The 12,797-nt window shown below is 68.3% G+C and carries 8 protein-coding genes and 5 pseudogenes; 9 read left to right on the top strand and 4 right to left on the bottom strand.

What is annotated here, in order from left to right; translation table 11 throughout:
* Positions 1–89: 89 nt before the first annotated feature.
* Positions 90–674, top strand: a complete 585-nt coding sequence (locus OG293_RS31275; RefSeq protein WP_406002108.1) for a recombinase family protein — start codon at positions 90–92, stop codon at positions 672–674.
* 431 nt (positions 675–1,105) lie between these two features.
* On the opposite strand, the gene OG293_RS31270 is transcribed toward OG293_RS31275, so the two are convergent.
* Complete coding sequence (locus OG293_RS31270; RefSeq protein WP_406002107.1) at positions 1,106–2,137, bottom strand: FUSC family protein; 1,032 nt, start codon at positions 2,135–2,137, stop codon at positions 1,106–1,108.
* 249 nt (positions 2,138–2,386) lie between these two features.
* On the opposite strand from OG293_RS31270, the pseudogene OG293_RS31265 reads away from it, so the two are divergent.
* The 6 genes and pseudogenes from OG293_RS31265 to OG293_RS31240 all read left to right on the top strand — a co-directional run.
* Positions 2,387–3,060, top strand: a pseudogene (locus OG293_RS31265) (IS5 family transposase); the annotation flags it as partial.
* 47 nt (positions 3,061–3,107) lie between these two features.
* Entirely contained in the window at positions 3,108–4,085 is a 978-nt protein-coding gene (locus OG293_RS31260) for a transposase family protein (protein ID WP_331752170.1), read from the top strand.
* A gap of 54 nt (positions 4,086–4,139) precedes the next feature.
* A pseudogene (locus tag OG293_RS31255) lies at positions 4,140–4,430 on the top strand (IS5/IS1182 family transposase); the annotation flags it as partial.
* An 88-nt stretch (positions 4,431–4,518) separates the two neighbouring features.
* Positions 4,519–6,096: an IS1182 family transposase gene (locus tag OG293_RS31250; protein ID WP_406003773.1), complete on the top strand. Its 1,578-nt coding sequence runs from the start codon at positions 4,519–4,521 to the stop codon at positions 6,094–6,096.
* A gap of 163 nt (positions 6,097–6,259) precedes the next feature.
* A complete protein-coding gene (locus tag OG293_RS31245; protein ID WP_406002106.1) occupies positions 6,260–7,432 on the top strand; it encodes a helix-turn-helix domain-containing protein in 1,173 nt (390 codons plus the stop codon).
* An 809-nt stretch (positions 7,433–8,241) separates the two neighbouring features.
* Positions 8,242–8,697 carry an NUDIX domain-containing protein gene (locus tag OG293_RS31240; RefSeq protein WP_406002105.1) on the top strand — a complete coding sequence of 152 codons (456 nt, stop codon included), beginning with the start codon at positions 8,242–8,244 and terminating at the stop codon, positions 8,695–8,697.
* Between the two features lie 551 nt (positions 8,698–9,248).
* Here the strand turns inward: OG293_RS31240 and OG293_RS31235 are convergent.
* Both OG293_RS31235 and OG293_RS31230 read right to left on the bottom strand, forming a co-directional pair.
* Positions 9,249–9,443 (bottom strand): annotated as a pseudogene (locus tag OG293_RS31235) (GTP-binding protein); the annotation flags it as partial.
* 279 nt (positions 9,444–9,722) lie between these two features.
* A pseudogene (locus OG293_RS31230) lies at positions 9,723–9,836 on the bottom strand (DNA alkylation repair protein); the annotation flags it as partial.
* Positions 9,837–9,952: 116 nt separating this feature from the next.
* On the opposite strand from OG293_RS31230, the gene OG293_RS31225 reads away from it, so the two are divergent.
* Positions 9,953–11,104 carry an ISAs1 family transposase gene (locus OG293_RS31225; protein ID WP_331752099.1) on the top strand — a complete coding sequence of 384 codons (1,152 nt, stop codon included), beginning with the start codon at positions 9,953–9,955 and terminating at the stop codon, positions 11,102–11,104.
* Between the two features lie 33 nt (positions 11,105–11,137).
* On the opposite strand, the pseudogene OG293_RS31220 reads toward OG293_RS31225, so the two are convergent.
* Positions 11,138–11,779 (bottom strand): annotated as a pseudogene (locus OG293_RS31220) (DNA alkylation repair protein); the annotation flags it as partial.
* A gap of 49 nt (positions 11,780–11,828) precedes the next feature.
* Here OG293_RS31220 and OG293_RS31215 point away from each other — a divergent pair.
* The gene (locus OG293_RS31215) at positions 11,829–12,533 is read left to right on the top strand and encodes a TVP38/TMEM64 family protein (protein ID WP_406002104.1); all 705 of its coding nucleotides are present in this window, start codon (positions 11,829–11,831) and stop codon (positions 12,531–12,533) included.
* Positions 12,534–12,797 lie beyond the last annotated feature (264 nt).

The raw sequence follows: 12,797 nt of genomic DNA, 5'->3' as shown, positions 1-12,797 counted from the left end.
CCCCGGGGGCTGCATTGGCGTTCAAAACCCGTCTCAAAACGTGCCTGAAGCCCCTGGCGTTCTGAGACGAGTTCTGAGACGATTCCTGCATGACGACGAACGCGAGCACCGGAACCCTGATCGGCTACAAGCGAGTCAGCACCAACGCGCAGGATGCGCAGCTCCAGGCGGACGCGCTGAGCGACGCCGGGTGCTCTCGGGTCTTCGAGGACAAGGCATCGGGCAAGAACGCCGACCGCGCGGGCCTGACAGCCGCTCTCGACTACATGCGCGAGGGGGACACGCTGTGCGTGTGGAAGCTCGACCGGTTGGGGCGCTCCACCAAAGACGTCCTGACCATCGCTGAGGACTTGCACGCCCGAGGGATCAGCCTGCGCATCCTGACTGGGACGCTGGCTGGTAGCTACTCGCCCAAGGGTGAGGGCAAGTTCTTCTTCACGATGATGGTCGCCTTCGCCGAGCTGGAGCGAGACATGATCGTTGAGCGGACACGGGCGGGTCTGGACGCTGCTAGGGCTCAGGGGCGTACGGGTGGCCGTCCGGCTGTGATGGACGCTGACAAGCTCGCTGCGGCCAGGGCGCGCCGCGCCAAGGGTGAGAGCGTCACGGCCATTGCCAAGGCGGTTGGCGTGTCCCGCGCGACGCTGTATCGGGCGCTGAACGAGACCGACTGACCCCCTCAGCGGGAAACGTGCGGTGAAACGGTGGTTCGTACCTTGTTTTCGGTATCCCATAAGAAACCTATAGGGAAAACGAAAAGTGGGTTCCAATCACCGTTTCACCGCACCAGGGGCAGGGCGTTGCGGAAGTTCACCGGATACCTGAGCTGGCGATCCCGGCTCAAGCTCCGCGCGCGCACCCTCGGTGTGACGCCGTTCCCCCGCCCACATTTGTCGCTGACCTGGGGAAACATCAAAATGGCGGGGTGAGAACGACCTAGTTAAGGGGTGGGGAGTGCCCCGAAAGCGGGTCCTTGGGGACCGCAAGGCGTATAGCAGCTTCCTCCCTGTACGGGTCTAGGCCATGTCTCCCCGATCATGAGCGGACCATGATGGCGGCGAAAGTGACCGCTGCCTGGGAGGAGTGAGCGAGGTGTGGCTGGCCGTCAGATGCTGTGATTGCCGGTTGTGAGTTCGGGTTGTGGGCTTTGCCGTAGGAGGCGGTTGCCGATGGCGTGGACGACGGCGAGGCCGATGACGAGGATGGCGACGCCGGCGAGGATCTCGAAGCCCCGGTGCTCGGCCTCGACGGCGACCTGGCCGGGGGAGGCAAGTGCGAGGACGAGGGCAAAGGTGTAGAGGCCGTACATCAGCCAGTACTTGTCGGCCTGAGTGAGAGCGGCGATGAACGCGGCGGTGGCGATAGCCGAGGTGACCCAGACGGACGGGGCGAGGATCGCCACGGGCAGGGCGGCGGCGATACCGACTGCGGTGCCGATGGCCTTGCCCCGGATCCGGTCGCGTTTTCCCATGACGATGTACAGCGCGAGGATGATGATCGGCTCCGGCACCCAGTACGGTTCGGTCCACCCGAGCCCGACGCCGAGTGCGGCCCCGGCACCGAGGGCGACGCCGAACACGAGCGCCACCACGGCGGCCACCCCGGCGGGCAGGCGGTCGCCTTCGACGACGGGGGCGGTGCCGAAGCGGTGGGCGATCACGATGCCGTAGCCCACACCGAGGGCGGCCATGATGCCGGAGATCAGCGCGTCGGTGCCGGACGGCGTCGGTGCCGCGAACGTGGCAGCGAAGGCGAGCATCAGCAGCGGCGGGAACCAGCCGAAGCCGATCCCCGCCCCCACGACGGCACCGGTCACCGCGAGGAGCGCCACCCACCACCAGCCATAGGCGGTGAACGCGCCCAGGCCGACCGCGACCCCCGCCGCGGGGGCGAGGTACAGCATGCGACGGGTTCCGCCCAGCTTCGCCCCGACAACGCCGAGGAGCAGTCCGAGGAACACAGCCCGGGCACCCAGTTGCCCGGCAACGATCCCGGCCACCGCGACCGGCAGCACGATCGCCACCACGACAGCGCCGAGAATGTGCAGCCACCTGCGGGCGCCCGACTGCTTGACCGGGCCCGCTGCCACGTCCGGCTTACCGCCGTTCGCAACGTCCCCTTGCTCAGCCTCGCCCACCGCACGACCCTTCTCGCGTCCGGGGCCGGGGCCGGTTCACTCGCCTGCCCGGCTCTGCGGTCACCCTACGCAACAGGGCGTCCCAGGCCGGCGAACGCCACTGATGCATCCGGGTGCTGGCAGGTCGCGGTCGGCGCGGTCGCAGATCGTTCATCAGGGACTCCTTGTCTGCACAGCATCTATCGTTTCGGGTGCCACGTGCCCTGCCCCGAGCCACGCCTCTCCGATCATGTGACTCGTTAGCTTGATATGACTGGTCGTGGGGATCTGACCGACGGTGAGTGGAAGCGGCTGGAGCCGCTCCTGCCGGTAAGTAACAGACGTTGTGGCAGATGGCGGGACCACCGGCAGGTGATCAACGGGGTCCTGCACCGGGTGCGGACCGGCGTGCAGTGGCGTGACCTTCCCGAGCGGTTCGGCCTGTGGAAGACCGTCCATAAGAGACACCTGCAGTGGTCGGCCGACGGAACCTGGGAACGACTTCTCCAGCAGGTCCAGGCCGTCGCGGACGCCAAGAGCACCATCGACTGGGCCATCTCGGTCGATTCCACGGTGATGCGCGCCCACCAGCACGCAGCCGGGGCCCGCACAGCCCCTCCGCCGGCGTCCTCAAAGGGGGCGGCAGTGGCGGAACACCAGATCGATCCGGCGTGGACGGGCCTGGCCGGCCACCTGGCGGAGGTGGTGCGGCAGGCGAGGCCCTGGGCCGCTCCCGCGGCGGGTTCACCACCAAGGTCCACCTGAGTGCCGACGGCAGGTGCCGCCCGCTGTCCCTGCTGGTCACACCCGGGCAGCGGGCTGACTGCACCCAGTTCGAGCCGGTCATGGACAAGATCCGCGTCCACAGGATCGGCACCGGGCGCCCGCGCACCCGACCCGACAGCGTGAGCGCCGATAACGGCCTTGGGGGAAATAGTGATCGCCCCGGTCGGGCCGTGACATGAGAAGGACCGCACGGGTTGGGTGAGTTGTGAAGCTGACCTGGGCCCGTGCGGTCTGTTCCCATCCTGCCCTGTCCGGTGTCTCCCGCGCACATTTCGGCGAGTTGTTCGCCGAACTCGCCAGGCCGTGGGAAGCGGCCCGCCAGTCCGCGTTGCGTGCGGCACGGGGTGGCCCGCGCCGGCGGGCGGAAGGGGCTGGGCGCAAGCCGAAGCTGGTCTTCTTCGAACGGTTGCTGGTCACCCTGGTCCATCTGCGCCACCAGTTGCCGCACGCGGTCCTCGCCGAACTCTTCGCCGTGGACCGCTCCACCGTCTCCGAGGCCATCCGTGAGGTCCGTCCGCTCCTCGCGGCCCGCGGGTTCGCCGTACCCGACCGGGCGGGACTGCGGCTGAAGACCCTGGAGGACGTCTTCGCCTATGCCGAGGCCGAGGGCGTCGAGCTGCGGATGGACGGGGCCGAGACCCAGGTCCGCCGCCCTCAGGCGGGACGCCCGGGCCGCCGGGCGTTCGTCTCCGGCAAGCGCAGGCAGAACACCATCAAGACCACCACGTTCAGCGACGGCCAGGGCCGCATGCTGCTGTCCGGCGCGGTCCGGCCGGGCCGCATGCACGATCAGACCGCCCTACGCACCGAGGGCATCGCCGAGCAGTTCCGGACCCGTCCCATGGTCAAGGCCCGGGTCGACTCCGGGTACCAGGGGCTGGCCAAGGAGTTCCCCGACCAGGTCAGCGCACCGCCGAAGAAGCCCGCGGACGAGGCGTGCGACGGCGACAAGTACGCCTGGCAGGAGGCCAGGCGCCGCCAGTCCTCGGCCCGGATCTGCGTCGAGCACACCAACGCCGAGCTCCGCCAGTGGGCGCCCCTGCGCCGGTTCACCGGACGGCGCGACACCTACGCCGAGACCCACCTCGCGATCGCCGGCCTCGTCTCCGACCGATCCGCCCAGCGGGCCACCCGCCGACAGGCGAGCACCGAGCTCGTCCTCGTCCGCGACGCTGCCTGCTGATCACCCCCCAGCCGAACCGCCAGGCCAGCACACCCAGATCTCAATTTCCCCCGAGGCCGTAAGGCGTACAGCAACCGGCGAACGCGGGCCTACCTGCGGAAACGGGGCATCCGGCATGTGATCCCGGAGAAGGCCGACCAGGCAGCAAACCGCGTCAAGCTCGGCTCGCGCGGAGGCCGCCCTCCCGGCTTCGACAAGGAGCGATACAAGAAACGCAACGTCGTCGAGCGGGCGATCAACAAGCTCAAAGGCTTCCGCGCCGTGGCTACCCGCTATGACAAACGCGGTTACGTCTTCCTTGGCACCGTCACCTTCGCAGCCATCATCATCTGGCTCCGCTCATGATCGGGGAGACATGGCCTAGAAGACTCATGAAGATCTTGGGGTTCTGGCCCCGCCGCGTGAGCGGCGGGGCCAGACTCGTTTCGTGGTGATGGGGGAATGGGCCGGGGAGATGGTCGGGCCGGATGTGTGGGAGACCTGCCGGGAGTTGATCCCGGCCGGGAGTGTGTTCGCATTCCTGGCCGAGCATCGTGGTGCGCTGTTCCCGGCGGAGACGTTCGCGGACATGTACCCGTCGGCGAACGGGCGGCCCAGCATGCCGCCGCAGATCCTGGCCGCGGCGATCACGTTGCAGGCCCTGCATGGGTTGTCGGACTTCGAGACGGTCCAGGAACTACGGTGTGACCTGCGATGGAAGGCTGCGTGCGGGCTGGGCCTGCACGATATGGCGTTCGACCCGTCGCTGCTGGCCTACTTCCGCCGCCTGGGCCGTTCCGCCCGCCCGAACCGGGTCTTTGAGGCCGTGCGCGAGGTAGTGCAGGCCACCGGGGTCCTCAAGGGCAAGCACCGGCGGGCGCTGGACTCCACCGTTCTGGACGACGCGGTCGCCACACAGGACACCGTCACCCAGATCATCGCCGCCGTCCGCGCGGTAATCCGGGAGGTCCCGGGAGCTGACCGGGTGGCAGCCGTGCAGTGCACCGCGCATGACTACAGCGACCCGGGCAAACCAAGGATCGCCTGGAATGACGAGCAGGCCCGCGCCGCCCTCGTCGACGCCCTGGTCGGTGACGCGCTCAGGCTGCTCGGGCACCTGCCCGAGCAGGAGCTGGGCGAGAAAGCCGCGAACGCGGTGGGCATCCTGGCCCTGGTCGCCGGGCAAGACGTCGAACCTGCCGAGGACTCCGACGGCCGCGACGGGCGCTGGCGCATCACCCGGGGCACTGCCCCAGGCCGGATGGTCTCCACCGTCGACCCCGAGGCCCGGCACATCCACAAGACCCGCACCCACCAGCAGGACGGATACAAGGCCCACCTGGCCATCGAGCCCGAGACCGGGTTATACACCGCCGTCGCCCTGCGGCCCGGCGCCGGGCCCGAGCACCACGAGGCCGCTGTGGGTCTTGAGCTCCTCACCGACGAGGACACCCCGGTGGACGCCTTCGGTGACACCGCCTACTCCACCGGCGAGGCCCGCCAGACCCTTGCAGAGGCAGGGCACCGGCTATTCCTCAAACCCGCTCCGCTACGGGCGGCCGTCCCCGGCGGCTTCACTCTGGACGACTTTGCCATCGACACCGCCGCCGCCACGGTGACCTGCCCCGCTGGACACACCGTCGCCCTGTCGCACCCCGGCGGACAGCACAACCAGCGCAAGGCGGCCTTCGGGAACCTATGCACTGGATGTCCCCTGCGCGAGCGGTGCACCAAGGCCAAGGCCGGCCGCATCCTGACCATCCGCCCGCACCACGACCTGCTCGCAGCCGCCCGCCGCCAGGCCGCCTCCGACCCCGACTGGCAAGCCGACTACCGCCGCTGGAGACCACCGGTCGAACGCGCCGTCGCCTGGCTCGTCCAACACGGCAACCGCAAACTCCGCTACCGCGGCACCATCGCCAACGACGCCTGGCTCCACACCCGAGCAGCCGCCCTCAACCTCCGCCGACTGATCAACCTCGGACTCACCCGCACAGGCAACACCTGGACGATCAACCCGGCCACCGCATAGACCAAAGGACCGCCCAGCCTACGACCGGACAGCCTCTCAACAAGATCTTCATCGGCCTTCTAGCAGTCGTCCAAGCGCTGAGCGCAAGAGAGGCCAGAACCCGCGTGGACGGAGCGGCGGCGTATCCCGTCCAGGCGGCACCCTTGCGTCGTACGCTCGATGCATGAGGACTGCTGGGCAGAGGGTGAAGGAAGTCCGCAAGCGTCGCGGACTGTCTCAGCGTGAGTTGGCCGATGCGTCGGGGGTGTCCCTCTCAACCATCCGCAAGCTCGAACAAGGCGAGAGGGAGACCGCAAGGCTTGAGACACTACGCAAGTTGGCACGGACACTCAGGGTGCCCACCATGCAGCTTGCTGGGGGCCCCAACGAGGAAGACCCTGACGCTGGGACCGTGGACCGGTGGAAGGCCGTCAGGAGCGCCCTGGAACTGCCGCCGGCCGTCGTTACCGGCCTGGACGATGAGCCGCCGACCGTGGGGGGCGTTCGGGCAGCGCTACGCGAGACGGAACCGCTCTTCTCTGGAGACCACTTCACGGCCTTGTCGGTGATGTTGCCCCCGTTGCTGCGGGACGCCGAAGCGCTGGGGCCCGAGGGGCGAAGCGTCCGCGTACGGCTCTTGCAGCTCGCCGGGTGGCTCATGGTGCAGACCCGGCAATTCCGAGCCGCTGAGACCGCCTTGGAGCGCGCCCTAGACGACGCGGCGGACCGCATGGAGGGTGCCGCCACGGTCAACACGCTGTGCTGGCTGCTGCTGCGGCAAGGGCAGTTGAGCAAGGCGTATGACCTGGCGGTGAAGTGGTCAGACGAGATCGAACCGCGCATGTCCCGTGCGACCCCCGCTGAGCTGTCGTCGTGGGGCTGGATGCTGCTGCGGGTGTCTGCTGCGGCCGTGCGCAACTCGCAGCCCGGAGAGGCCGAAGACGCGCTGAGGCTCGCCACCGCTGCGGCCGTCGCACTTGGGCGGGAGCACGCCCCAGAGAACGACTTTCTGCGGACGTTCGGCCCGACCACGGTCAAGCTCAAAGCCGCAGAGAACGCTGGGGTGATCGATCGGCCTGACATGGTGCTACGCATCGCTGAGCGTGTCCCGGTGTTCAGCCTCAAGCCCACGTCCAACAACCGAAACCGGCACCTGCTCGACGTAGCCGACGCTTACGCCAAGACAGGCAACTACGGCGAAGCATTCGGCAAGTTGGAGCAGATCCACGCCGGTAGTCCTGAGTGGCTGCCGAATCAGCGGTACGCCCGAGACATCCTCGGGCGGGTGATGCGGGGGCGGCGGACTCTGACGGGGGAGATGCGAACCATGGCCGACGTGGTGGGCCTGCCCCTGTAGTCGCTGTGGCACTTTGCGCTGTCGGGTAGTCAAAGTGCCACAGACAGCGACTGATGCGCCGTCCCATTGTGGTCGTCATCGATCCACGCGAGGGGACGACGATGGACCACACGCAGACGACGCAAAAGAAGCCCGTAGACCCCAAGGAGCCCAAACCGGTACCGGGATGCTCGCACTGCGACAACATCGCCGTAGAGCGCGACCGGGCGCAGGCGAACGGCGACGGCAGCCGTGTGACTGACTGCCACGTCCGTATGGCTCGGCACCTCTCAGCGGACCACCGATGACCACGGCCCCCGCGAAGCGACGGGAGCGCCCTACGCGGCCCCTCCCGGACTCTGAGCTAGTCAGGCCTCATAGACGACCCCGACGGGCCGTACGCGGGCTCTCCGGCCGGTTGGTGGACACAGTACGGCGGGGCGCTGGACGTGGTCTCGGGAGTCGTCTACCTCCCCGGCCTGACGCATCCCCCGTCGCCGTTCCACCCCGAGGAGTGCCCGAACTGCATCCCCCGTTGGCGCAGCGCATGAGCGTCGCGCGCCGATTACGTGACCGCGTGTTCGCCTTCGCAGGTCCGCTGTTCCTCGCGACCATCGCGGGATCGTGCGGATTCGTGATCGGCGTAGCGGTGTCCCGCCCCTGATCCCCCGCCTCTGCCGGGCGTAGCCGAATTCGAGGCTCCCCCGTACTCGATTCGAAATCCCGGCGGGGGCGGGTCCGTAGAAGCCTGGGCGTGACCCGCACCCCACGGCATAGGTTGAGTCAGCATCGCAAGCGTTGGATGCGCTTGCCCTATAGAAAGGGTGCGTATGAAGCGAATCATTGCCCGAATGTGGAAACTCATTCGCGGCCCTCTGCAATGGCGCGTCCTGTGGTTCGCTCACGCCAAATTCATGATTGGCGTGACGGGCGTGGTGCGGAACGAAGAAGGGCAAGTTCTTCTCCTCAAGCACCGCATGTGGCCCGCCGACCGACCATGGGGACTTCCGACCGGCTACGCAATCAAGAGCGAGGAATTCCCGAAGACCATTGTTCGCGAGGTTCGGGAAGAAACCGGCCTTGAAGTCGTTCCGGGGCGGCTGGTACAGGTGACCAGCGGCTACAAGCTCCGCGTGGAAATCGCGTACGAAGCTCTTCACGTGGGTGGAACTCTCAAGCTCGACGGCTTCGAGATCCTGGAGGCGAAATGGTTCAGCCCGGATGCGCTCCCGGAGGGGATGCAAGAGTCCCATGTCCAACTCATCAAGTCGGACACCCCGTCTTAACGGAACTCGCCCCGAACGAGTCCGTAACCGGCGCTAAGGCAATGGCGGCACTGGCAGCCACCCGCGCCGACGTGTCATCGCTCACCGGAAAGCACCCCGCCCACGTTTTCCGGCCCCTCTCGGAAACGCTCAGCGGGTGGGAGGCCGACGGCATCGACACCACGCCTTTCCGTGCTGGCGTCGAAATCGCCACCCGCCGGTACGCCGGGTACGGGCTGACGAAGATGTTGCCGCTTGAGCGCGTGTTGGTCGGCTGCGAATCCACGCGTACCGGTGCCTTCGGCGGATTCCACCACCCGGACCAGGGATATCGACACCTTCAAATGGTGGCAGTCATCACGATGTACGGGCCCATGGAACGGCGGAATCCCGAGCGCCCCGCGCTGGCCCATCTCGATCTACTGCGTGCGTACGCCCATGACTGCCTTCACTACGGGTCGCGTCGGCGGTACGTGGAAGTGGCAGGCGTGCCCGTCCGCACTCAGTACGGAATCAACTACCGCCGCACAAGCGGACAGTCCTACTCGGCTGCCGACCAGCGCGGAAGCCACCATGTTGATGGTGATCCCGCGCAGCGCCTCCTCGGGGGCACGGTCGATGCGGTCGAACGGCACGAAGGTGCCGGTCCCGCGCTCGCTGAGGACCTTGGTGATGGCGGCGGTCAGAGTGGTCTTGCCGTGGTCGACATGGCCCATGGTGCCGATGTTGAGGTGCGGCTTGGTGCGCACGTATGCCGTCTTGGGCATGGCTTTCTTCCTCGGAGATCGAAGCGTGACGGGACCCCTGGGCCTTGCCGACCCTCCCCCTGCGGGGTCCGCCGGACGATCCGGGAAGAGTCAGCTTCGGGCGCCGTCGAGGGGCGCTGCGGCAGCGGCGGGATCGGCTGCTGCGGGGAATGCGGCAGCCTTCGGCGCGTCCGCGACTGCGGACCGCGCTGCGAGGAAGGCGTACCGGAACATGTCGACGATGATCGCCCACGGCCGGGTCCGCGTCGAATGGTTTTCCGCGTACGGAAGTTCAGCGGATCACAGGTGCTTGGACGCTTCGCGGACGGACAGCGGGGAAAGCCGGTCGCGGTTGGCCGTGACGAAGTCGCGGACGGCGTCCGGATCCAGGGCGATTGCAAAGTCGTGGTGATCTCTCGGATGTGCAGGTCACGGCGGTATGACGATGCTGGTCGGGTGCGCGACCGGACGCAACGAAGCTCCGTTGTGGAGGTGACCTTCCCAAGTCGCCGTCCCACAACGGAGCTTCGATGTGCCGTCAGTCTGCCACCGTCTGTCTGGTCAAGTCGCCCACCCGTCAGCACCGTGCGATCGGCCCGCTGGCGACACGGCTGCGGGCACTGGCCGATCCGCGGTGCCGGCGGGGGAAGCGTCACCCCTTCGTGGCAGTACTGCTGATCGCCTGCTCCGCCGTGGTGACCGGCGCGAGGAGTTTCGTGGCGATCAGCGAGTGGGCGGCCGAGGCCCCGCAGGACGTCCTGGCCAGGCTCGGTGCCCGCACCGCGACCGCCCTGGCCGTGCGTATCCCGCCCAGCGGCGCGACGGTCCGCCGGGTCATCAAGGACACCTGCCCCGGCGGCCTGGCCGACCTCCTCGGCCACGACCCGGCCGGCACCGCCACCCTCGCGATCGACGGCAAGAGCGCCCGCGGCTCGCGCCTCGGCGCCACCCCGGCCGCGCACCTGCTCGCCGCGATGACCGGCACCGGGATGACCGTCACCCAGCTCAGGGTCCCCGAGAAGACGAACGAGATCACGTGCTTCGCCGCTCTCCTGGACCCCTATGACCTGCAAGGCGTCACCGTGACCGGCGATGCCCTGCACACCCAGCGCGAACACGCCCGCTTCCTCGTCGACGTCAAGAAGGCGCACTACGCCTTCACCGTGAAGCGGAACCAGAAGAACCTCTACGAGCAACTGCGGACCCTGCCCTGGCAGGAGGCGACGGCGAAGTTCTACGACCGCACCACCGGCCACGGCCGCAAAGAGACCCGGGTCGTGCAGGCCCTGACCGTCACCTACCTCGGCGTCGACTTCCCCCACGCCGCCCAGGTCGCCAGGGTCGTCCGCCACCGCACCGACACCAGGACCGGCAAGCAGAGCCGCGAGACCGTCTACGTGATCACTGACCTGACCAGCCGTCAGGCATCCCCCGAACGGATCGCAACGATCTTGAGAGCACACTGGGTGATCGAAAACAGGCTCCACTTCGTCAGGGACACCGCCTTCCGCGAGGACGCCTCCAAGATCCGCACCGGGCACAGCCCGGAGAACATGGCCACCCTCCGCAGCTTCGCCATCAACCAACTCCGCGACGCCGGCCACACCAACATCGCCGCCGGACTCCGCACCACAGCCCTCCGCCCCTACGAGCGGCCGCTGGCCCTCCTCGGCCTCAACTGACCTGCACCGACGCCCGATCAAAGGACTTTGCAATCGCCCTGCGTCCGGATCGGTCTTGGCGTACTCACGAAGGCACCAGCCGATGGCCTTGCGGATGAAGAAGTCGGGGTGGTCGGCCCGTCGCAGGCAGTAGGCGAAGAGCCGCTGTGTGTCGGTCGCGTGCTTGTAGCGGAGCTGGTGGAGGAGCGCGGTGCGCGCGACCCACGGATCGTCGTCCCCGATCCAGGTGTCCATCCGGGACTTCAGCCGCGGATCGGCGCTCACGAGCGGGCCGACGACGTGCGCGGCGAGTGCGTCCACGGTGTCCCACCAGGAGTCGGTGACCACGAGGTGGCGCACGACGGGCAGAAACCCGGACGAGCAGCGCCTCACGTGCCGGCGCAGATAGTCGGCGGCGAAGTAGCGGTACTCCCGCTCGGGCCGTTCCCAGCAGCGCAGGGCGATCGCCGTGCAGTCGGCCTCGTCGGGGCGGCGCGTGCCGTCGAGGACGTTCCGGGACAGCTGACGGCGGGTGGTCGCGTAGAGCCCGATGAAGGGCGCGATGCCCTTCATATAGGCCGCCATCCCCGCGGCCCGGTCCGCGTCCGCGCCGCTGGGATAGGCGGTCGTGAGCCGCGCCATGACGGTGTCGGCGAGATCGCTGTGCGGGACCGCGGGGGTCCTGGCCGGGGGCATGACGCTCACATTACGGCGATCACATCGCTTTGTCGGTTAGTCTCCCCGGATGTTCGACCCCGTCCCCAGGCCGACTTCGGGCCTCGCCGTGCGCTGCACCCGGGTGCTGTTCTCGCCCTGGTCACGGTTGTCGCTGCTGGTGGCGATGCTGGCCGCGGCGGCTGTGACGGTACTGGTCTACGAGCCGCAGCGGCTGCTGTCGGCGGGCTGGCCGCCGGAGCTGAGCGGGACGGCGGCCGTGGTGACGTTCGCGGTCGCGTACGGGGCGTGCACCGCGGCCCTCGTTCCGCGACCGCTGCTGAATCTGGCGGCGGGCGCGCTCTTCGGCTCACAGGCCGGTCTCGTCTCCGCACTCGCCGGTACGGTGCTGGGCGCGGGGATCTCCTTCGCGCTGGGACGGCTGCTCGGGCAGGGCGCCCTGCGACCGCTGCTGCGGGGACGCTGGCTGACGGCGGCGGACTCCCAGCTGAGCAGGCACGGATTCCGCTCGATGCTGGCGCTGCGGCTCTTCCCGGGTGTGCCGTTCGCCGCGGCCAACTACTGTGCCGCCGTCTCCCGCATGGGCTGTGTGCCCTTTCTGCTGGCGACTGGTCTCGGCTCGATCCCGAACACTGCGGCGTATGTGGTCGCCGGGAGCCGCGCGGGCTCACCGACGTCTGCGGCGTTCCTCGTCGCCATGGGATTCATCGTGCTGACCGGTCTGGGCGCGGCCGTGTTCGCATGGCGCAGGCGGCACGGACTGCGGGGCGTCTGAGCGGTGCGGGGCAATCCCCCTCAGGGGTGGCTCGCCCCTTCCGGGTGATTCGAACGCAGCATTACGGCTCTGAGGGCCTACGGCCGTTGACCCGTCACCGTCACACCGAACTTCCGTACGAGAATTAGCCCCTCGTTCCCCGTGACGGGGCGGCAATCGGGCGCGTTTTCCGACCATCAGTCCGCATCCACGTCGACCCGGAGGACGCGCCGTCGCCGCTGCCGCGCAGCGCGTTCATCCTGTGTTCGACGGTGCGTCCGCCCG

This window comes from Streptomyces sp. NBC_00829 (assembly GCF_045161795.1).
GTDB lineage: Bacteria > Actinomycetota > Actinomycetes > Streptomycetales > Streptomycetaceae > Streptomyces.
This window is presented reverse-complemented; position numbering and strand designations above follow the sequence as displayed.